This is a genomic window from Streptomyces sp. NBC_01478 (assembly GCF_036227225.1).
Lineage (GTDB): Bacteria > Actinomycetota > Actinomycetes > Streptomycetales > Streptomycetaceae > Streptomyces.
This window is the reverse complement of sequence record NZ_CP109444.1, coordinates 679,964-700,949: the sequence shown is the minus strand read 5'-3', so window position 1 is coordinate 700,949 and position 20,986 is coordinate 679,964. Positions and strand designations below refer to the sequence as shown.

Annotated in this window: 20 protein-coding genes; 6 read left to right on the top strand and 14 right to left on the bottom strand. The window is 71.3% G+C overall.

What is annotated here, in order from left to right; translation table 11 throughout:
• Window position 1: 1 nt before the first annotated feature.
• From OG223_RS03100 to OG223_RS03055, 10 genes are all read right to left on the bottom strand, one after another.
• Window positions 2–1,033, bottom strand: a complete 1,032-nt coding sequence (locus OG223_RS03100) for an LLM class flavin-dependent oxidoreductase (RefSeq protein ID WP_329241916.1) — start codon at window positions 1,031–1,033, stop codon at window positions 2–4.
• Window positions 1,030–2,790 carry an FAD-dependent monooxygenase gene (locus OG223_RS03095; RefSeq protein ID WP_329241914.1) on the bottom strand — a complete coding sequence of 587 codons (1,761 nt, stop codon included), beginning with the start codon at window positions 2,788–2,790 and terminating at the stop codon, window positions 1,030–1,032. Before OG223_RS03095 ends, OG223_RS03100 begins: the two co-directional genes overlap by 4 nt.
• Before the next feature lie 35 nt (window positions 2,791–2,825).
• Entirely contained in the window at window positions 2,826–4,166 is a 1,341-nt protein-coding gene (locus OG223_RS03090; RefSeq protein WP_329241912.1) for an LLM class flavin-dependent oxidoreductase, read from the bottom strand.
• 65 nt (window positions 4,167–4,231) lie between these two features.
• Window positions 4,232–5,068, bottom strand: coding sequence for an ABC transporter ATP-binding protein (locus OG223_RS03085; protein ID WP_329241911.1), 837 nt, complete (start codon window positions 5,066–5,068; stop codon window positions 4,232–4,234).
• Window positions 5,065–5,979, bottom strand: coding sequence for an ABC transporter ATP-binding protein (locus OG223_RS03080; protein WP_329241909.1), 915 nt, complete (start codon window positions 5,977–5,979; stop codon window positions 5,065–5,067). Before OG223_RS03080 ends, OG223_RS03085 begins: the two co-directional genes overlap by 4 nt.
• Window positions 5,979–6,884: an ABC transporter permease gene (locus OG223_RS03075; RefSeq protein ID WP_329241906.1), complete on the bottom strand. Its 906-nt coding sequence runs from the start codon at window positions 6,882–6,884 to the stop codon at window positions 5,979–5,981. The genes OG223_RS03080 and OG223_RS03075 overlap by 1 nt, the downstream gene beginning before the upstream one ends.
• 2 nt (window positions 6,885–6,886) lie before the next feature.
• Window positions 6,887–7,918, bottom strand: coding sequence for an ABC transporter permease (locus OG223_RS03070; protein WP_329241903.1), 1,032 nt, complete (start codon window positions 7,916–7,918; stop codon window positions 6,887–6,889).
• Window positions 7,919–7,965: 47 nt separating this feature from the next.
• Window positions 7,966–9,528 carry an ABC transporter substrate-binding protein gene (locus OG223_RS03065; protein ID WP_329241900.1) on the bottom strand — a complete coding sequence of 521 codons (1,563 nt, stop codon included), beginning with the start codon at window positions 9,526–9,528 and terminating at the stop codon, window positions 7,966–7,968.
• 486 nt (window positions 9,529–10,014) lie between these two features.
• Complete coding sequence (locus tag OG223_RS03060) at window positions 10,015–10,944, bottom strand: DsbA family oxidoreductase (RefSeq protein ID WP_329241898.1); 930 nt, start codon at window positions 10,942–10,944, stop codon at window positions 10,015–10,017.
• Complete coding sequence (locus tag OG223_RS03055) at window positions 10,941–11,393, bottom strand: RrF2 family transcriptional regulator (RefSeq protein ID WP_329241895.1); 453 nt, start codon at window positions 11,391–11,393, stop codon at window positions 10,941–10,943. The genes OG223_RS03060 and OG223_RS03055 overlap by 4 nt, the downstream gene beginning before the upstream one ends.
• A gap of 152 nt (window positions 11,394–11,545) precedes the next feature.
• Between OG223_RS03055 and OG223_RS03050 the strand changes: the two genes are divergently transcribed.
• The 3 genes from OG223_RS03050 to OG223_RS03040 all read left to right on the top strand — a co-directional run bounded on the left by OG223_RS03050 (window position 11,546) and on the right by OG223_RS03040 (window position 13,439).
• A complete protein-coding gene (locus OG223_RS03050) occupies window positions 11,546–12,052 on the top strand; it encodes a cupin domain-containing protein (RefSeq protein WP_329241892.1) in 507 nt (168 codons plus the stop codon).
• 110 nt (window positions 12,053–12,162) lie between these two features.
• The gene (locus OG223_RS03045) at window positions 12,163–12,780 is read left to right on the top strand and encodes a TOPRIM nucleotidyl transferase/hydrolase domain-containing protein (protein ID WP_329241890.1); all 618 of its coding nucleotides are present in this window, start codon (window positions 12,163–12,165) and stop codon (window positions 12,778–12,780) included.
• A complete protein-coding gene (locus tag OG223_RS03040; RefSeq protein ID WP_329241887.1) occupies window positions 12,777–13,439 on the top strand; it encodes a class I SAM-dependent methyltransferase in 663 nt (220 codons plus the stop codon). Before OG223_RS03045 ends, OG223_RS03040 begins: the two co-directional genes overlap by 4 nt.
• A 205-nt stretch (window positions 13,440–13,644) precedes the next feature.
• On the opposite strand, the gene OG223_RS03035 is transcribed toward OG223_RS03040, so the two are convergent.
• The gene (locus tag OG223_RS03035; RefSeq protein ID WP_329241884.1) at window positions 13,645–13,851 is read right to left on the bottom strand and encodes a hypothetical protein; all 207 of its coding nucleotides are present in this window, start codon (window positions 13,849–13,851) and stop codon (window positions 13,645–13,647) included.
• Window positions 13,848–14,858 (bottom strand): nitronate monooxygenase, encoded by a 1,011-nt coding sequence (locus tag OG223_RS03030; protein WP_329241883.1) that lies wholly within the window; start codon window positions 14,856–14,858, stop codon window positions 13,848–13,850. Before OG223_RS03030 ends, OG223_RS03035 begins: the two co-directional genes overlap by 4 nt.
• A gap of 145 nt (window positions 14,859–15,003) precedes the next feature.
• Here OG223_RS03030 and OG223_RS03025 point away from each other — a divergent pair, with 145 nt between their 5' ends.
• Window positions 15,004–17,298, top strand: a complete 2,295-nt coding sequence (locus OG223_RS03025; protein WP_329241881.1) for an FUSC family protein — start codon at window positions 15,004–15,006, stop codon at window positions 17,296–17,298.
• A gap of 38 nt (window positions 17,299–17,336) precedes the next feature.
• Here the strand turns inward: OG223_RS03025 and OG223_RS03020 are convergent, their stop codons facing one another.
• Entirely contained in the window at window positions 17,337–18,200 is an 864-nt protein-coding gene (locus OG223_RS03020; RefSeq protein WP_329241878.1) for a LysR family transcriptional regulator, read from the bottom strand.
• Between the two features lie 93 nt (window positions 18,201–18,293).
• Between OG223_RS03020 and OG223_RS03015 the strand changes: the two genes are divergently transcribed.
• Entirely contained in the window at window positions 18,294–19,031 is a 738-nt protein-coding gene (locus OG223_RS03015) for an SDR family oxidoreductase (protein WP_329241875.1), read from the top strand.
• Window positions 19,032–19,093: 62 nt separating this feature from the next.
• Here OG223_RS03015 and OG223_RS03010 read toward each other — a convergent pair whose 3' ends face one another.
• Complete coding sequence (locus tag OG223_RS03010) at window positions 19,094–19,687, bottom strand: NADPH-dependent FMN reductase (protein WP_329241874.1); 594 nt, start codon at window positions 19,685–19,687, stop codon at window positions 19,094–19,096.
• 112 nt (window positions 19,688–19,799) lie between these two features.
• On the opposite strand from OG223_RS03010, the gene OG223_RS03005 reads away from it, so the two are divergent.
• Window positions 19,800–20,636, top strand: a complete 837-nt coding sequence (locus tag OG223_RS03005) for a helix-turn-helix domain-containing protein (protein WP_329241871.1) — start codon at window positions 19,800–19,802, stop codon at window positions 20,634–20,636.
• Window positions 20,637–20,986 lie beyond the last annotated feature (350 nt).

Below are 20,986 nucleotides of genomic sequence, written 5' to 3'. Positions count from 1 at the left end.
TTCACACTCCTGCTGATGCGGGTTCGGCCGCCCGCGCGGGCTTCCAGCCCAACGCGGGTGCCACGTCGGTCGCGATGAGTTCGAGGGCGCGGACGGCGGCGTCGTGGTCGGAGACGGCGGGGTTGAACTGGGTGATCAGGTCCGTCGCGACGGGCAGCACCCGCTCCTGCCCGAGCGCCGCGACGATCTCCTCGGGATGGCCGTAGAAGGAGTGGAAGCGGCGCAACGCCTCTTCCTGGTCGAGGCCCTCGGGGAACGCGCCGTGCTCCGCCATGCGCAGCGCCGCACGGTGGACGTCGTCGCCGATCGCCGCGAGCGCGGTGCGCCGGTCCTTGGCCGGGAACACGAAGCGCGAGAGGCCGATGCGCGGTGCGTGCGGCTGGTTCCAGGCGGCCAAGTAGGCGTCGACCCAAGGGCGTTGGACCTCGTCGGTGGGGGCGTCGAAGCCGTAGGCCGCCCGGTTCAGCAGCAGATGCGAACCGCTCCGCGCCGCGTACTCGGCGCCCTGCGCGCTGAACACCCCTTGCCAGACACGGTCGTTGAAGTCGCCCGGCCTGGGCTGGATGCGGAAGCCGGCCGTGCCCACCTCGCGACGGCCGAGGGCCTGCCGCACGATGTCGAGGTTCACGCTGGTCAGTTCACGCTTGCGGGCCACGTTCTTGCCGAACGCCGCGTACTCCACCTCGCTCGATCCGCTGCCCGCGCCGAACTCCACACGGCCCCCGCTGAGCGTGTCGACGGTGGCGATGTCCTCGGCGAGCCGGACCGGGTCCTCCAGCGGAAGGACGGTGACGGCGGTGCCGAGCCGGATACGGCTCGTGCGGGCCGCCGCGTGGGCGAGGAAGGTCCAGGGGGAGGAGAGCCCGCCGCCGAGGGGGACGTGGTGCTGGGCGACCCAGCCGACGTCGAAGCCCAACTCGTCGGCCACGACGAAGAGTTCCTGGGCATTGCGGTAGGTGCGGGCGATGTCGGCGTCGCGGCCCTGGACGTGGGTGAGGAAACCGAGCCGGAAGCGTGGTCTCTCGCTCGTCATGGGGTGATGGCCTTTCGGTGCCAGGCTGCGGTGGAGACCGGGGTGGGCGTGCGTGCCGCCGTCGCCCCGGCCTGTCCCAGCGCCTGGTCGAGTACGGCGGCGGCGCCCGCGTCGGGCAGCCGGGTGCCGCGCCAGACGACGTGCTGGTCGGGGCGGATCAGGACGTTGGTCGTGCCGTAGACGGCCCGCGCCGCCGGGTCCGTGAGGTGGACGACCGTGAACGGCAGCCCACGCGCGGCGACTTCGGCGATGAAGGCCCGCTCGACGGTTCGGTCCTCGGTGAGGACCAGCAGGCCGAACGAGGTGCCGAGGCGGTCGTAGAGCGTGCCGCCGCTCGGGTCGACGGGGCCGTCCGGCGCACGGTGACCCGGGCGCGGATCGTCCTCGTACACGTCGGCGCGCCACGGCTGTTCGGTGTCGAGCCGGCCGGGTTCGTACCAGACGACCGCCGAGGCGTCGTACCGCTCGTCGAAGGCGACCCCGTCACTGCCGAACCGGTCCTGGCGCAGCCGCGCGCCGATCTCCGCCCGCCGCCGCACGGCCTCGTCGCCGAGGTCCGTGTCGTCGGGAATCCCGCCGGCCCGGATCTCGGCCAGGGTGGCCTCCGCGCGGCGCGCCCGCTCCAACGAGTGGTCGGCGACACGCCAGTTGTGCGGGCGACGCTCCTGGTCGTAGGAGTCGAGCAGGCTCGGCGGGGCGTGCCCGTCGAGCACCGCCGCGAGCTTCCAGCCCAGGTTGACGACATCGCCGATGCCCTCGCCCAGGTTGCCGCCGGGCGTGCGGACATGGGCGGCGTCACCGGCGAGCAGGACCCGGCCGCGCCGGAACGTCTCCGCGATCCGGGTGGCGTGGTAAAAAGTCGTCACGGACACCAGCTCCAGATCGATGTCCAAGCCGAACGCGGCCCGGCCGACCTCCAGCAACTCGCCCTCACTGGGCTCGTGTTCGAGCGGATACGGCCCGGCGTACACCCGCCACTCCCGCGCGCTCACGGCGGCCAGGAAGCCGGACGCGCGGGCGTTGACGACGATGTTCGTCGCGCTCGGCGCGGGCCCCACCCGGTCGGCGATGTCACCGGTGCGGACGATGAGCCGCAGCCGCTTCTCGGTGGCGTGCTCGCCCGTACGGCCGATGCCGGCCAGGCGCCGCGTGGTGCTGCTGCCTCCGTCGGTGCCGAGGACGTAGGCGGCCCGAATGGTGTGCGAGCGGCCGGAGTCGGCCTCCACCACCTCCGCTTCGACGCCGTTCGCGTCCTCGCGCAGACCGGTCAGCTCCCAGCCGCCGGACACACTGACGTGCTGCTCCGTCAGGTGGTCGAGGAACACCCGCTGGAACACGGTCTGCGGGCGGCGCAGTGCCTCGTCGGCCGAGTGCCCGGCGGTGCTCGCCCTGTCGGTGAACGAGGGGGCGGGCACCGGCACCAGTTCGTGTCCGGCGAGAGAGGTGACCAGCCGGGTCCCCCGGTGCCATTCCGGCGGGTACGTCCACGCGTCCCGGACGCGCTGGAGCAGTCCCCAGCGCCGCAGATGCTCCACGACACGCGGGGTGTGGCCCATCGCGCCGGCCCGCACCAGCGTCGCGGCCGGGGCGCGGTCGACGACGGCGACCTCGACACCGCGCGAGGTCAGCTCGACGGCCGCCGCCAGGCCGACCGGGCCAGCGCCGACGACGAGGACGTCGACGGTCGCCGGGGGAGCGGCGGCGGGGAAACGGACGGTGTGGACGTCACGGCCCCCCGTCGCCGACAGTCCGGTCATCGCGCGGCCTCTGTCCGTTCGGTCATCGCGCGGCCTCAGTCGTTCACGAGCTGGCGCTCGCGGGAGTGACGGTTGGCCGGGATCGGCAGACCGAGGTTGCCGCGCAGGGTGTCGGACGTGTACTCGGTGCGGAACAGGCCGCGCTTCTGCAGGATCGGGACGACACTGTCGACGAAGTAGGTCAGCTCCTCCTCGGTGCGGAAGGCGAGGTTGATGCCGTCGAAGGCGCGAGCGTCGAACCACTGCTGGATGGTGTCGGCCACGGTCCCCGGGTCCCCGACGAACGGCGACTGACGGAACTGGTTGACGGACTCGGCAACTTGACGCAGGGTCAGGTTCTCGGTCCTCGCCCGCTCGATGAGCTGCGAGGCGCCGGTGCGTCCGCCCTTCTCGGCGAGGTGGGCGACATCGGGGAAGGGCGCGTCCAGGTCGTGCACGCTGAAGTCGTACGCCCCGAAGGACCGGCCCAGCAGCGCGAGGTTGCGGCTGAAGTCGTCGTCCTCCTCGAAGATCTCCCGCTCGCGACGGCGCGCCGCCTCGTCGGTGGCGGCGACGACCGGGCCGCCGTGGATGAGGATCTTGACGTGCTCGGGGTCGCGGCCGTAGGCGGCCGCGCGCTTCTTGACGTCGGCGTAGTAGTCCCGCGCCGACTCCAGGGTGCCCCCGGGCGCGAAGATGCCCTCGGCGACCTGCGCGGCCAGATCACGGCCCTCCTCGGACACTCCGGCCTGGAAGATCACCGGCTGGCCCTGCGGGGAGCGGGAGAGGTTCAGCGGGCCCGCGATCTTGAAGTGCTCGCCCGCGTGGCCGAGTTCGTGCAGCTTCGTCGGGTCGAGGAAGACGCCCCGCTCGACGTCGGCGGGGAACGCGTCGTCCTCGTACGAGTCCCACAGCCCGCGCGCGGCCTGCACGAACTCCAGGGCACGGCCGTAGCGGGTGGCGTAGTCGAGGTGCTCGTCGAGCCCGAAGTTCCGCGCGGTGCCGGTGTCGAAGCTGGTCACCACGTTCCAGCCGGCCCGGCCGCCGCTGATGTGGTCGAGGGAGGCGAAGCGCCGGGCGAGGTTGAAGGGCGAGTTGTACGTCGAACTCGCCGTGCCCACCAGGCCGAGGTGCCGGGTGTGGGTGGCCACGGCCGACAACAGGGTCAGCGGTTCCAGGCGGTTGAGATAGTGCGCCGGGTAGGTCGAGTTGATGAACTGGCTGTCGACGATGAACAGGGCGTCGAACAGGGCGTGTTCGGCCGCCTGCGCCAGCCGGATGTAGTAGTTGATGTCGATGCTCGCGTTCTTCGCGACGCGCGGGTCCTTCCACAGTCCGTGCTGGCCGGGACCGCCGACACCGTAGGGGTGGAGGGCGAGGTGGAGCGTGCGGGACATGGCAGTTCCTGTTCTGTGAAGGGAAGTTGAGGGGGCGTCAGGCGCGCGGTCGTCGGGCGTGGGTGTCAGACGTGCAGCAGGGCGCGCAGGGCCTCGCGTTCGGCGCGGTCGGCTGCCGCGCTGTGCAGGGTCGGCGCGGAGCGGACGAGTAGGCGCGTGTAGACGTGCCGCGGCTGGTTGATGACGTCGGCGGCGGCGCCGACCTCGACCAACTCGCCCTGGTAGAGGACGGCGATGCGGTCGGCGACCCCGGCGACGGACCCGAGGTCGTGCGAGATGAAGACGAGGGCGACGCCGTCGGCGCGGAGTTCCTTGAGGATCTGGAGGATCTGCACGCGGTTGGCGGAGTCGAGCGCACTGACCGGTTCGTCGAGGATGACCAGCCGCGGCTCGGTCACCAACGCCCGCGCCACCGCGACGCGTTGACGCTGGCCACCGGACAACTCGCCCGGCAGCCGGTCGAGCAGCTCCTCGGAGAGCCGGACCCGGTCCAGGAACGCGCGCACCCGCGTCGCCGCCTCCTGCCGGGACACGCCCTGGATGAGCAGCGGTTCTGCCAGGGACGTCTCGATCGTCACGTCCGGGTCGAGACTGCGCAGCGGGTCCTGGAAGACGTACTGGATCACCCCTCGGCGCCGCAGCGCGCGCCACTGGCGATGGCCGTACGCGCCGACCTCCTCGCCGTCGATGACGATCGACCCGGCCGAGGCGCGCACCAGGCCGAGCGCGGCCCGTGCGAGCGTCGACTTGCCGGAGCCGGTCTCGCCGATGATCCCGACGGTCTCGCCCGGCGCGATGCTCAGCGAGACACCGTGCAGGGCACGGCGGCGGCGTCGACGGAGGCCGTAGTGCACCTCCAGGTCGGTGACCTCGAGGACGGGGTCGGTGTGCTCTGTGCTCATGCTTCCGCCTCCGCGACCTCGGTGACCTCTGCGGCGAGGAACTTGTCCAGGCCGTACTGCTCGTGCTCGGCGATCAACAGCCGGGTGTATTCGTGCCGCGGGTTGTGCAACACCTCGTGCGTCGGGCCCTGTTCGACCACCTCGCCCTGCCGCATGACGAGGACCTCGTCGCAGAGCTGGGCGACGACGGCCAGGTCGTGGGAGACCAGGACCAGCGCCAGCCCGGTGCGTTCGCGCAGATCGGCCAGCAGGTCGAGGATCTCGGCCTGGACGGTGACGTCGAGCGCGGTGGTGGCCTCGTCGGCGATGAGGACGCGCGGGTCGGCGGCGATCGCGGCCGCGATGAGGACGCGTTGGAGCATGCCGCCGGAGAGCTCGAAGGTGTACTGGGTGGAGACCAGCTCCGGGTCGCGCAGGTGCACGGCGTGGAGCAGTTCGATCGTCCGCCGGCGTGCCTCGCGGCGCTTGAGGCCCTTCTTGACGCGCAGGACTTCGGCGATCTGCGCGCCCACCCGGATCGAGGGGTTGAGATACGACGCCGGGTCCTGGAAGACCGCGCTGATCGTGGCGCCGCGCAGGGCCGTCCACCGGTCCGACGAGAGGCCGGAGATGTCCTGGCCGTCGATCTCGATCGAGCCCGCGGTGACCTCGAAGTGGGCGGGCAGGATGCCCAGCGTGGCCCGGCAGGTGAGGGTCTTGCCGCTGCCGGACTCGCCGACGATGCCGACGGAACTGCCGGGTGTGAGCGTGAAGTCGACGCCGTGGACGATCTCCCGTCCGGCCGCCCGGTCGCTGATGCGGACGTCGCGTACGGACAGGACGGGCGTCGAGGGGGCGGCCGGCGCGTGGACGGGTTCCGCGGGACCCGACGTCGCGGGTTCCGTCAGGACCTTCGTGGAGGGACTGGCCATCACGCACCTCCTGCGTGCACGTGAGCGAGGTCGGCATCGGAGTCGGTCCCGGCGAGGCGATGGGCGCGCGCCTTGCGGTTGTTGACCAGGGCGCGGCCCGCCTCGCCGGAGACGTCACGGATCGCGTCGGCGAGGAGATTGCAGGCCCAGACGGTGATCATGATCAGCAGGGCGGGGACCAGCGGTGCCCACGGCTTCTGGGTGAGGTAGCCGAGGTCCGAGGCGAGCAGGCCGCCCCAGGTGGGCGCGGGCGGCTGGACGCCGATCCCCAGGAAGGTCAGGGACGAGACGATGACGAAGCCGACACCGATGGTCTGCGCGAGCGCGACCGCGATCGGCGGCAGCACCTTGACCCAGACGTGCCGGCGCACGACCCACCCGATGGACGCGCCGGAGACGATCGCCGCCTCCACGTACGGCGAGCGGGCCACGGCCAGCGTGGCGGCGCGGGCCACCCGGTAGAACAGCGGGGACACCAGCACCCCGGTGACCAGCATCGCCTGCGTGATGCCGTTGCCGAGCAGCGCGACCACGGCGACGGCGAACAGCAGGAAGGGCAGCGCGACCAGCGTGTCGGTCAGCCGGAGGGTGATCCACTCGAAGACCCGCCCGAAGTAGACCGACAGGATTCCGGGAATCGCGCCGACCCCCAGTGCCGTGAGGGCGACCTCGAGGGCGCCGAGCACGCTGACCCGGGAGCCGTCGAGCAGTCGGCTCAGCACATCGCGGCCGAGATAGTCCGTCCCCAGCCAGTGCCCGCCCGAGGAGCCGGCGAGGGTGTCGGAACCGGTCGCCAGCGGGTCGTGCGGGGCGATGACCGGGCCGAGGAGGGCGAGCAGGGCGATCACGGTCAGGATCACCAGGGCGATCCGGCCGGACGTCAGGGAGAGCACGCGGCGCCCCATGGTCACACCCCCCGCTGCGAGGCCGGCGTCACACGCGCCAGCACCAGGTTGACGATCAGGTTGAAGACGACGACCAGGACGATCGACACCACGAGGACACCTTGGACGGCCGGTACGTCACCGGCCTGCGCGGAGTCGTTCGCGAACCGGCCGAAGCCCTGGAGTCCGAAGATCCACTCGGTGACGACGGAGGCGCCGACCAGGGTCGGGAACTTCAGACCGAGCGTGGCGAGCGCCGGGCCGAGGCCGTTGCGCAGCACATGCCCGAAGAAGATCCGTCGCGGACTCAGCCCCCGTACCACCGCGCCCGTCACGTAGTTCTCGCGATAGGCGGCGATGAGACTGGAGCGCAGTTGGCGGGCGACGTCGGCGACGACGTCGAAGCTCAACGCGACGGCGGGCAGGGTGATATGGGCGAGCCAGGGACCGAACCCCTGCGCCGCCGGGATGTATCCGGCGGACGGGAACACATGCAGTCCCACCGCGAACACCGCGACCAGCACGATGCCGACGACGAAGGCCGGCATCACCGAGATCACCGTGACGAAGCCCGTGATCGCCCGGTCGATCCACGTCGTACGGCGCAGCGCGGCGACCGTACCGAGCGTGAAGCCCGCGACCACGCCGATGAGCAGCGCGAAGATCGCCACCGACAGACTCACGCCCAGGCCGAGGCCGATGAGGGTGGAGATGTCCGCGCCGTTGGTCCAACTGGTGCCGAGCTGTCCGTGCAGGACACCGCCCAGCCAGTCCGCGTACTGCACGAGGAAGGGCCGGTTGAGGCCCCACTGCGCTTCGACTCTGGCTACCGCTTCGGGAGTTGCTTCCTCGCCCAACTGGATCCGCGCCGGGCTGAGCCCGCTCAGCGACCGCAGCGCGAACGTCACGAACGTCGCGACCAGGAACACGGGCACGAAGATCGCGATCGACCGGGCGAGGGTGACCAGGACGCGGCCCAGCGTGCGCCGCGCCCCGGTCGTGGCGCCCCGATGACGCACGTCGGGTGGTGTGGCCGGTGCCTGTGTCGTCGTCATGGCTTGCCCCCTCTCTGTAGTGGCTCTGCTTGGGAGGTGACGGAGTGTCAGTTGCTGCCGGAGATGGTCACGCCGGTCCAGTCGATGTGGGCCGGGTTCTTGGGCAGGGCGGAGATGGACTTGCTCTTGGCGATGAGGTTGGGCGAGGAGTAGGTGAAGACCAGCGCCTTGCTCAGCAGGCCGGCCCGGGTCGCCGCCTGGAGGACCTTCGCGTAGTCGGGCGAGTCCAGCGGGGTCTGGCGGACCTTGGCGATGGCCGCCTCGAAGCCCGAAGGCTCGTACGGCGAGCTGAGGTTGAGCGGGCCGTTCGGACCGAAGTGCGCGGTCAGGGTCTGCGCCGCGGAGTCACGCCCCGTCGTCCCGTACAGCGAGAACGTCAGGTCCTTGGCGAAGAACGGCGTGGCCCAGTTCTTGTCGACCTTGATGGTGACGGTGATGCCGACCTTCGCCAACTGCGCCTGGACGACCTCCGCTTGGGGATCCTCGGCCGGGATGACGAGGTTCAGCTTGAGCTGGCCCGCCTTGTAACCGGCTTCCGAGAGCAACTGCTTCGACTTCGCCGGGTCGTAGGCGTAGTGGTTCGCGGACTGCGGGTCGTAGGCCACATAACCCTTGGGGAACGGCTGGTTGGTCGTCGAGCCGTACCCGAACGTCAGCTTGTCGACGAACTCCTGGCGGTTGATCGCGTAGCGGACCGCGTCGACGACCTTGTCGTTGTTGAACGGTGCCTTGTTGACGTTGAGGCTGAGGTTGTTGGCGTTGAAGCCGGGCTGGACGAAGACGTCGAGGCCCGCCCTCTTCGCGGCTTCGGCCTGACTGGGCGCGATGTCGGCGAAGTTGTAGACACCGGTCTGGAGTCCGGAGACGACCGTCGCCGCGTCGGGGGCCGAGGTCAGCTCGACGTTGTCGATGTGGATGTCCTTGGCGTCCCAGTAGTCCGGGTTCTTCTTCAGGAGGACCTTGGTGCCCGGGACGAGCTGCGTGACGATGAACGGACCCGCGCCGACCGGGCTCTGGTCCAGCTTGGCCGGAGACGCGGCCGCCTTGGGGCTGGCGATCTGGAGCACGCGCTCGCCGAGGAGTTGGGGGATCTGGTAGTCGACCTGGCTGAGGTGGAGCACCGCGTCGAGGCCGTTGGCGTCCACCGACTTGATGGAGGTGAGGTCGCCGAAGAGCGCGGAGTTCTTCTGCTTCTGGGCGCGGACGATCGCGGCCTTCACGGCGGCGGCGTCGACCGGCTGACCGTCGCTGAACTTGAGGCCCGGGCGCAGATGGAAGGTGATCTGGTCGCCCTTGGCGTTGTACTCCCAGCTCTTGGCCAGGTCGGGCACGGCCTTGCCGGTCGCGTCCGTACGGGTCAACGACGCGTAGACCAGGGCGAGTTCGCGGAACTGGGCGCCGCTGCCGCTGACGACCGGGTCCCAGTGGGTGGGGAAGTAGGAGGAGGCCCACTTCAGCGTGGCGCTGCCGCCGGCCGTCGAGGCGTCGCCGCCGCAGGCGCTGAGGGCGGGGACGAGCACGGTGGCGAGGGCGGTCCCCAGGGCGGCGGCACGCAGCCGGCCGGAGCGGAGGGCCGGCCGAGGTCTGCGAGGCGTGAGTCGTCCGGACATCGTGATTTCTTTCTTCGAGGGCTCCCGGCCGCGCCGGGGCAGCGGAAGGAGAGCGAGGGCGGCTGACCCGCGGGTCCGGACACCGCGGACCGGGTCGACGGACATGCCGATGCGGCTTCGAGGCGCACGGGGGCATGCCGCGCCCAGGGCATGAGGCGTCGGCGGAGCACGGGAGGGAACCGGGATACGGAGGCGGAGAGACGGCGACGAAGCGCGAAGGGAGCGGCGCGGGAAGACGGGCGCCGGTCGGCGAGGCGGTGGGGCGCCGATGCCTACGGGAGCGGGGTCAGGCGCCTGTGGGCCGGGGGCGGCGGGTCAGCGACAGAGAGCGCTACAGGTGCGCCGCAGGTCCACGTAGCGGCACACCACACCGGGGTGCGTCGTGAGCATGCTGCACATCCTGGGGCCGGTCCTCGGAGACTGTCAATGGACACCAATTGGTGTCTCATTGGGCGGGACGGTCTCTGACCGCTGATCAGAGCCCTGTCAGGGCCCGGCGGGAGGGGCAGGGGTTATGGCGGGACGCGTCGCGGCCTCCTCCGGGTGCAGCCACAACGGCCCGTTGCCCGTGTCGACGCGAACGGCACCGTCCGGTGGCCATGACCCGCCGTCGGTCAGCAGGACGCGCTCCGGATCGGTCAGGGTCCGGTACCGCGCGAGCGCGTCCGCCGGGGCCGGCGTCGTGGGCGTGGGCAGCGGCGCGGGGCTGAGTTCGGTGACCGCCGAGACGTACTCCTCGTACGGCCGCCAGCCGGGAACGACGCGGTGTTCGCCGGCGGTGCGCAGGAGCAACGTCGGTAGCGCGTACCGGAGTTGACCGTCGGGGGTCTCCTTGGCGGCGCCTGGATGGGGCGAGCCGTCGGCGCGCACCGACAGCACTTCGCCGACCGGCCTGCGCGCCTCGGCACGGTCGGCCCGCACCCGCTCCAGTACGTCGTCCGACGCCGCGTCGCTCGCGAGCCGGCCGGCATCGAGGCCGGGCACCCCGGCCACCGCGGACAGCGCCGACTCGGGCGTGTCCGCCGGCTCCCCGAGTACGAACACGCTCTCCCGCAGCCGCCGTAGCACCCGGTCGGCCACCTCCGCGCCCTGGGCCTCGGCCGCCTTGGCGACCAGGGAGGCGGGCCAGGAACTCGCGGCCACACGGCTCAGGCGAGGTGCTCGCGGGGCGTGTGTGTGGGCGCTGATGTCCTCGACGTAGCGCGCGTACCAGGCGGTCTCCGCGGCGGGGTCGGGCGCGGGGTCGTCGTCGTGGTCGAAGAGGATGCAGTACGCGCGACGCCAGTGGACCTGTCCGGCAAGGGTCGCGCGCAGCCTGCGGAAGACGGGTTCGGATCCCCAGGCCCAGGGACACAGGGGGTCGGTGTACTCGACGACTTCGAGGAGGCGGGCGGGGTGTCGGTCCGGGGCCGTCATGCGGCTCCCCGGCGGCTCAACTGCCCGTCCGCCGCGCGGTGTTCGCCGGTCGTGGCGGGCAGCAGCGTGGCCAGGGTCGTGCCGCCGAGCACGGCGGCGGCGTCCGCCTCGATCCGGCGCCACACCTCGGGCAGACCGCCCGCCGGACCGGGGTAGTCGAGCCCGGCCAGCGGTTCGCCGCGCAGGGTGATCAACTCACCGTCCACGGCGCGGGCGACGTCGAGGAGCGTGATCTCGTGGGCGGGCCGGCCGAGCCAGTAGCCGCCCTCGCAGCCACGCTGGCTGCGCACCAGACCGGCTCTGCGCAACTCGCCCACCACGGACTTCAGGAACCGGAACGGGATCTGCTGCGAGGAGGCGATCGCCTCGCACGTGAGCGGACGGGCAGGTTCGCAGGCGAGCTCCAACAGGGCCCGCGTGGCGTAGTCCGCCTTCGCGGAGATATGCATGCGCACATAATGCCTGACCCGGCCCCGGTCAGGAGCGCTTCCGGCGCTTCTCCACGCACGCTCCCCTCCTACATTGCGGGAACATTGCCGCAGGTGAAGGACAATGGACACCTCTTGACATCCTTTTCGGGGCGGCTCTAGCGTCCCCCACCATGAGCGAGCCGCTGACCACCCCCGGCGAAGGTTTCCACCCCCATCTCCACGACGCCGCAGGGCAGTCGACAGCCCCCCTGCGCAGCCGTCTGCACCACATCCGCGCCGACGCCCTCGACGGTGACACGGCGCAGAGCGGCGGCATGCGCAGGTTCGCCGCGGTGAGCGGCAGGACGGTCGGCTCCGAGAAGCTGTGGATGGGCCAGACCCACGTGGCCCCCTCCACGTCCTCCTCCGACCATCACCACGGCGAGTCCGAGACCGCCATCTACGTGGTGAGCGGACACCCCGAGTTCGTCTTCCTCGACGACACGGGCGCACAACCGGAGGAAGTACGCCTGCGCACCTCGCCCGGCGACTACATCTTCGTCCCACCGTTCGTGCCCCACCGGGAGGAGAACCCGGACCCCGCCGGCGAGGCCGTGGTGGTGATCGCGCGCAGCACGCAGGAGGCGATCGTGGTGAACCTTCCGGGGCTGTATGTGCTGGGAGCCGGGGAGAATTGAGGACTGTGAGGGCTGTGCGGCGCTGACCGCCGCACGGTGTGGCTGTGAAAGTCCGCTGTGGCTGCGGAAATTCACTGGCGGCGCGGCCGGAACGGGCCGAGACTCGTGCCATGACAGACATGGCGGCGTTCCGCGACGCGGTCACCGCGTGGGCGACAGGTGGCCCCGGCGACTCCGCGCACGAGTTGGCCGCGCGCCTGCCCGTCCGTACGGCCGTCCTGCTCGAAGGCCCCAGCGACGTGGCGGCCGTCGAGGCGCTGGCGGAGCGCCGCGGCCGGAACCTGGCCGCCGAGGGGGTCTGCGTCCTGTCGATCGGCGGTGCGATGAGCGTCGGCCACTACGCCCGGCTCCTCGGTTCACCCGGCCTGGGCCTCCGCCTCACGGGACTCTGCGACGAGGCGGAAAGCCCGTACTACGCCCGCAGTTTCGAACAGGCCGGTGCGACACAGCACAGCTTCTTCGTCTGCGCGGCGGACCTGGAGGACGAGCTCATCCGCGAGCTGGGCGTGCCCCGGGTGGAGGAACTCGTCGGCGCGGAAGGCGACTTGCGCGCCCTGAAGACCTTCCTGCGCCAGCCCGCCCAGCAGGGCCGCACCCCGCAACAGCAGTTCAGACGCTTCCTCGGCACGAAGAAGGGGCGCAAGATCCGCTACGGCCGGGTACTCACCGAGGCCCTCGACCCGGCGCGCGTACCGGCACCGCTCGACGGGCTGCTGGCGAGCCTGTGACCACTGGGGAGCGCCGGATTCCGTACTGGGACGCCGTCGCGGCGACGAAGACGTTCACCCATCCACTCCATCTGCCCTGGCTCGACGGGATCAACAGGCAGGCGGCGATTCTCGACTACGGATGCGGCTACGGCCGCGTCATGAACGAACTCGAACAGCACGGCTTCGGCAATCTGACAGGCGTCGACACCTCACCGGCAATGATCGAACGGGCCCAACTCCTGCACCCCGCCCTGCACTTCGCCACCCTGGACACCCCACCGGCGCTGCCTTCCCCGGACGCCGCCTTCGACGCGGTACTGCTCTTCGCCGTGCTCACCTGCATCCCCGCCGACGAAGCCCAACGCCGTCTGATCACCGAGCTGAACCGCCTCCTCAAGCCCGGCGGATTCCTCTACGTCAGCGACCTTCTCCTCCAGGACGACGACCGCAACCGCCGCCGCTACGACCGCTACTCCGCCCAACCAGACAACTCCGGCCGCTACGGCGTGTTCGAGACCGACGACGGCGCCGTCTGCCGCCACCATTCCCGTGACTGGCTCACCACCCTGCTCGGCGGTTTCGAGGCCGTAGGTACCCGAACCATCACCGTGCCCACCATGAACGGACATGAGGCGACGGGGATCCAGATCCTCGCCCGGAAACCCGTCGCGACATGAACGCGGTTCGCACCGTGCGCGAGGGAATGGCACCAAGGGACCGCCGCGGGCAGGGGCGGTACACGCTGGCGGAGACGAGGCACGGTCGGGTCTGGGGCGTGTCGGTGTCGGTCGGTGCGTCCGGAAGAAGCCGGAACTGGAGCGGCACCGCACAGAGCGGCGAACGCGGCCTCTGTATTCCGAGAGACGGCGAGCACGCCTCGGCTCACCCCTTTCCGGCGCGGGCGAGCGCGGCTTCCGCCTGTGCGGCGAGGTCGGTGACGAGATCCGCCGCGGACGGCAGGTCGTCGATGAGGTCGACGACTTCGCCGGCCCACACGGGCAGCGGCGGTATGTCGCCCTGGGACAGGGCGAGTTGGTAGTCCTGCCGGGCGTGGGGATCGGTGGCGAGTTCGGTCTCGCGGCCGATCATGCGTCGAGGAAGGGGTGGCCGAGGGTGCGGGCGGTGTACTTCGAGGGCCAGCGGGAACCCCGGGCGATGTCGAGAATGCTGTTCCGCTCGGTGTCTCCGCCGTGCCCCTCCACGATGGCCGCGGCGGTCGAGGGGGTGATCAGGGCTTCGGTGGTGGCCTGGAAGCGGGTGCCGATGAGCGCTCCGGCGGCCCCGAGGGCGAGTGCGGCGGCCAGGCCGCGGCCGTCGGCGATCCCGCCGGCGGCCAGTACGGGCACGGGCGCCGCCAGATCCACCACGACCGGCACGAACGGCAGCGTGGAGCGGCCGTGACGGGCTCCGTGGCCGCCGCTCTCGGATCCCTGGGCCACGATGACGTCGGCGCCCAGGTCCACCGCCCGCCTCGCCTCCTCCAGATCGGTGACCTGAATGATCAGTGGCGTACCGGCCCGGCGGATCCGTTCGGCGAACGGGCTCGGGTCCCCGAACGACAGCATCACCGCCGCGGGGCGGTGTTCCAGCGCGTGCTCGACCGCGTCGACATCGATCTGCCAGGTGAGGAAGCCGATTCCCCAGGGCTTCGTCGTGTTCTCGGCGACGACGGCCAACTCGCGTGCCAGCCAGCTACGTTCACCGTTCCCACTCCCCAACAGCCCCAGCCCGCCACCACGCGAGACGGCCGCGGTCAGCGCACCACCGGCCGACCCGCCCATCGGCGCCAACGCGACCGGGTGCCGCACACCGAACAACTTCGTGAACGCCGTCGACAATGCCATGGCCACCATCATCGCCCTTTGTGGCAACGGGAGTTGAGGTGCCGCGGATTCGAGCTGTCGGTTCTCCTCGGACGCGGACGGCTGGTCCTTGGTCCTGTCCTCGGCGCCCGTCTTCGGTTTCGCGGCCTCCTGGACCACGGTCCGGGACTGCTCGACCGCCTGCGGTGCGGTTCCGTGGTCGGACGCGGCGAGCGCCGTCGTGGCCCACACGGTGCACAGGCCCGCGGCGCACACTCCACGGCCCTTCGTCATCGAACCGTGACCGACCCGCCGCGGCCCACGATCCGGCGACCGGGCCGGCCCGGTGCGACGGCGCGGTGTGCGGGGCCCGTGAATGGCGGATACTCGTGAGCGGTGGGGTACCTGGGCGTTGTGCCGACAGGAGGTGCGCGTGCGTATGCGGACACCTTGGCGCGTCCTGGCCGACCTGATCCCCACCTGGTTGCGCGACCACGACCCGGGACTCGTGGCGACCCGCCGGGCCGCGCGCACCGCGCTGGTGATGCCCGCTCTGTTCGCCCTGTGCAGTCAGGTGCTGCACTCCTCGACGATGGCGACCTACGCGGCGTTCGGGTCGTTCTCGATGCTCCTGCTGGTGGAGTTCACCGGCCCGATGGTGCAGCGCCTGCGGGCGCACGTGGGGCTGGCCGTGGCCTGGGCGGTGCTCATCTGTCTCGGCACGCTGGTGGCCCGGACGACGTGGCTCGCGGTCGCCGTCATGGTCCTGGTGGGCTTCCTGGTGCTCTTCTCCGGTGTGGTCAGCTCCGTCCTCGCGGGCGCGACGACCGCCCTGCTGCTGGCCTTCATCCTCCCGGTGACCTCGCCGGCCCCGCTGTCCCAACTGCCCGACCGGCTGGCAGGAGCGGGCCTCGCGGCGGTCGCGGCCATGCTCGCGATCTCCCTGCTGTGGCCCCGGCCCGCCGCGGACCCGCTCAGCGCACCCGCCGCCCGGGTCTGCCGCGCGGCCGCGGAACAACTGCGTACGGACGCCTCATGGCTGGCCGGCGGGCCGGACGCGGTCACCGCCCGGCAGTGCGAGGTCACCGCCGGTCAGGCCGCCGCCGCGGCGGCGGACCTGCGCACCGCCTTCGACGCCGCGCTCTACCGGCCCACAGGTCTGTCGGCCGGCTCCCGCGCACTGGTCCGCCTGGTCGACGAACTGACCTGGCTCAGCGCCATCGTGGCCGACAGCGGCCCGCCGAACGAGGACCCCGCGGCCTGCGACGCCGACGCCCACGCCGTACGACGGGCGGCCGCCACGACCCTCGACGCGGCGGCCGACGTCCTCGACGCCCCGCACAGCACGCCCGACGCCCTCCGCACCGCCCTCGCGAACCTCCGTACGGCCATGGACGGCATGGAAATCCGCGCCACCCACCGGTTGCCCGTGCACCGGCCGAAGCCCGGCACGGAGTCGGAGGTCCGCGCCTTCATCGAAACCCTCGACCTGTCGTTCCGCGCCCAGGAGCTGGGGTTCGCCACCCTCCAGATCGCCGGCAACGTGGACCTGGCCGCCGCTGCCGAGCGCCGCAGTTGGCCGGAGCGGCTGCTGGGCACGGAACCCGGCGCACTGACCCAGCCGCTGGCCTCCGCCGTCGAGCGCGCCGCCGCCCACCTGGAACCGCGCTCGGTGTGGTTGCACAACAGCCTCCGGGGCGCGCTCGGCCTCGGCATCGCGGTGGCCCTGGCGAACGCGACCAGCGTCCAGCACTCGTTCTGGGTCCTGCTGGGAACGCTGTCGGTGCTGCGTTCCAACGCGCTCAACACCGGGCAGAACGCGCTCCGGGCGCTGGGCGGCACCCTCGCGGGTTCACTCATCGGGACCGGACTGCTCCAGCTCATCGGGCACCACAGCACCGTCCTCTGGTTCCTGCTCCCCGTCGCCGTGCTCATCGCCGGCATCGCCCCGGCCGCCATCTCGTTCGCGGCGGGGCAGGCGGCCTTCACCGTCACGCTCGTCATCCTGTTCAACATCGGCCAGGACCCCGACTGGCACATCGTGCTGCTGCGGATCGAGGACATCGCCCTCGGCTGCGGGGTGAGCGTCCTGGTGGGCCTGTTCTTCTGGCCGCGCGGCGCCGCGGCCGCCGTGGACCGGGCGCTGTCGGCCGCGTACACCGAGAGTGCCCGCTACCTGGCCGACACGGTGGAGTACGCGGCCAGTCGTTGCAGCATCGGCTGCCTGCCGACCGATGCCCCGCTGGAGGCGGGCCGGCAGGCGGCCGCCGCGGCCCGTCGGCTCGACGACGCCTTCCGCAGCTACCTCGCCGAACGGGGAGCGAAGCCGGTACGGCTGTCCGACATGACCACCCTGGTCACGGGGGTCGTAGGACTGCGCCTCGCCTCGGACGCGGTACTGGAACTGTGGCAGCGCAACGGCGGTGAGGAACGGATCGAACCCGACCGGTCCGAGGCCCGGCTCACCCTGCTCGAGAACGCCGACCGGGTGGCCGACTGGTACCGCGACCTGGCCGCCGGCCTCGGCCGGCACACCGCCGTGCCCGCCCCGCTGTCACGTGACCCCGGGGAAGAGGCACGCCTGGTCCACTCCCTGCGCCGTGACCTGCGCGGCGACGACGGACACGCCACGGCGACCGCCGTCCGCATCATCTGGACCGCCGACCACCTCAATGTGGCCCGCCGCCTCCAGCCCAGCCTGGCGGCCGCGGCGAAGCCGAGCGATCCGGCCTGACGGCGCGGGCGTCGACGGCACGGGAAGGCGAGCGAGGATCAGAGCTGTGCTGCCGTACGGACCAGGCCGGCGAGGGCGACCGAGCGGCTGTGCGCGGGCCAGGCGATATGGGTGACGACCTGCGGTGCGTCGATCACGGGGACGGCGGCGTGCTCGGCCCACAACCAGGCGCGGGCGGAGTCGGGGAAGACGGCCATGGTCCGTCCGAGGGCGATCAGTTGGGCCAGTTGCGTCTGGTCGTGGATCTCGGGGCCCGGGCCGGGCGCGTACCCGCCGTGGCGGGGCCAGCGGGCGAGCGGAAGATCTGGAACGTCGGTGACGTCGGCCAGGGAGAGGGACTTCCGCGCGGCGAGGGGGTGCCCGGCGGGCAGGACGGCGACCTGTCCCTCGGTCATGAGTTCCTCGCTGTCGAACCCGGCGAGGGAGTTGAACGGCGCGTGCATGAGGGCCACGTCGGCGCGGCCGTCGCGCAGCATCTCCTCCTGCTCGCACATGCCGCTCGGCAGCACCTCGATCTCGGCGGCGTCGGGCTCGGCCGCGTAGGCGGCGAGGATCTTCTGCAGCAGCTCGTGGGACGCGGCGGCCTTCACCGCCAGCACCAGACGGTTGCGGGAGCCGCCCGGACGGTCGGCGCCACCGGCGCGACGCGTACGGCGCGCGGCGGCGGTGGCCGCGTCGAGGGCCGCGCGCCCCTCGTACAGCAGTACTTCCCCGGCACCCGTCAGGGAGACGCCCCGGCGGTTGCGTTCCAACAGACAGACGCCGAGGCGCCGTTCGAGTTGCTGGATCGCCCGGGACAGTGGTGGCTGGGCCATGCCGAGACGCTCGGCGGCGCGGCCGAAGTGCAGTTCCTCCGCGACGGCCATGAAGTACCTCAGCTCGCGGCTCTCCAGGGTGTCCATGGCGACAACCTACCTCTGTGATACCCACCGGGTATGACAGGGCACCGTATCGGTGTTGGATGCTCCCCGCGTCCCCGGGCGAACATCAACGGCATGAGCGAAACGAAGATCGCGCTGGTGACCGGCGCGAACAAGGGAATCGGGTACGAGATCGCCAACGGGCTGGGCGCCCTCGGATATCGCGTGGGCGTGGGAGCCCGCGACGAGGTCCGGTGTGAGACCGCCGTCGAGAAGCTGCGGGCCGCCGGGGTGGACGCCTTCGGGGTGCCGCTGGACGTGACCGGTGACCGCAGCGTCACCGACGCCGCGGAACTGATCGAACGGCAGGCCGGGCGCCTGGACGTTCTGGTCAACAACGCGGGTATCTCGGGGGAGATGGGCCCGGGGTGGGTGCAGGACCCGACCGCGCTCGACCTCGACCTGGTCCGCACGGTCGTGGAGACCAACGTCATCGGTGTCATCCGGGTGACCAACGCGATGCTGCCGCTGTTGCGGCGCTCGACGTCGCCACGCATCGTCAACATCTCCAGCTCCGTCGCCTCCCTGACCCGGCAGGCCGACCCGGACATCCAGATCGGCCCCGTCATGGCGGCCTACGCGCCGTCGAAGTCGTTCCTCAACGCCGTCACCGTGCAGTACGCCCGGCAGTTCGCCGATACGGACATCCTGATCAACGCCGCCTGCCCGGGCCTGGTCGCGACGGACTTCACCGGCTTCCACGGGCCCCGCACTCCGCAGCAGGGAGCGGCCACGGCGATCCGGCTCGCCACGCTGCCGGACGGCGGCCCGACCGGTTCGTTCTTCGAGGACGCCGGCGTCGTCCCCTGGTGACCCTGCACCTGTGATGCGCAGTCACTGGTGCGTGGTCACTGGTGCGTGGTCAAGCGCCGGGCTCACCCCGGGTAGGGAACGGCGTCGCGTGCCGACCGGAGTGCGACCGCCCACCAGGCCAACTGGTCGAGCACTGTCCGGGCGTAGACGGGGGATTGGGGATCGAGCGGCCGACCGTCCTGCCACGCGGTGAAGTAGTTCGGGAAGGTGAGACCGTCCCGGATCGTCACCGCGTGCAGTTCGGTCAGCACGTTCTCCAGGTGCAGCACCGCGTGCCGTCCGCCCGCGGCACCTCCGTAGCTGACGAAGGCGACCGGCTTGGCCGCCCACTGTGTGAAGTGCCAGTCGATGGCCGCCTTCAACGACGCGGGATAGCTGTGGTTGTACTCCGGCGTGACCACGACGAAGGCGTCGGCACGGGCCAGGGCCGACGTGAGTGCCGCCATCCCGGCCGGGCGAGGGTAGTCGTCGAGGGCGTGCTTCGGCGATGCCGCGGGCAGCGCCAACGGGATGTCGATCCCGGCCAGATCGACGACTTCCGCATCGAAAACCCCGTGCAGGCCGACCTGTTCGGCGATCCACGAGGCAACTACCGGGCCGAACCGTCCTTCCCGCACACTTCCGACGATGATCACGAGTTGAGGTCTGTTCTCCATGGCGACCACGATCGGACAGCACTGTGTCCCCGCCCAGACCGTGCTCAGGCTGGCCCCCGCAGGGTCACCCTGAGCACTCCGCCGGGAGCGGGCGGCGTCGTACGCTCAGGCCATGGGTTCGCCGTTGGGGGACTTCATCCGGACCGCGCGGGACAGCATCCAGCCGCACACGCTGGGACTGCCCGATCACGGCCGCCGCCGGTCACCGGGCCTGCGGCGCTCGGATCTCGCCGCGCGGGCCGGCATCAGCGTCGAGTACCTGACCCGTATCGAACAGGGCCGTGACCGCAATCCCTCGGTGGCGGTGGTGAACGCGCTCGCCGACGCACTCAGCCTCAACGCGTCGGAGCGCGACCATCTGCGCTACCTCACGAAGATCACCGGCGGCGAATGCTCCGCCCACACGCGACCCGAGCCACCGCGCCGCGAGGTCCGCCCCACCGTCCTGGAGACGCTCCGCCTGCTCGAACCGGGCATCGCCCTGGTCACCAACAAGCTGGGCGACGTCCTCGCCCACACCGGTGGCTACGAGTCGATGACGCGCGGCACCGGACTGCTCGACGCCGATCCACCGAACCTCACGCGCTACGTCTTCACCGACCCCCGCGCACGGACGTTCTTCACGGACTGGGACGACGTCGCGGACGAGCAGGCCTTCGACCTGTGGCTCGCACCGTCCGCGGGCAACTCCACGTGGTTCACCACGGAACTCGCCCGCCACGCCGGCCCCGACTTCACGAGCCGACTGAACCGGCACGTGCTGCCCCGACGTGGGGTGCTCCGCCTCAGCCACCCGACCGGGTGCGAACTCCGACTGCACCGTGAGACCCTCGAACTGCCCTCGGACGCCCAGCAGTTGATCGTCCTCCTGCCTGTGGACGACAGCACGGCCGAGGCCCTCGACCAACTCCGCCACAGCTCCCACGGCCGGCTGCGGGCCATCTCCTGACAGCCCTTCCTGTCGGCCGGGTGCTCGTTCGTGAGTGCGGGGTGACCGGGCTGAGCCCACGGGTCCGGGTGTGACGTTCAGCGATGGGCGGGCATACGCAGTGATAGTTGGCCACGTGCGACCAGCCACGAGGTCCCACAACTCGAACGAGCCGGCCCTGAGGCTGACGCCATGCGGCGTCTTTGCCCGGGTCGCCCCTGTGGGACAAGAGGTTGCACAGTTCGAAGTCGAGCCCGCTCAGCGGCTCACGGAGGTCGGATGCCCGGTGTGTCCCTTGGAGCTTCCAGGGGACCCGCGTGTGTACAGGCGCGATGGCACCTGACCCACGAGGCCCATGTACAGGGTCTTGG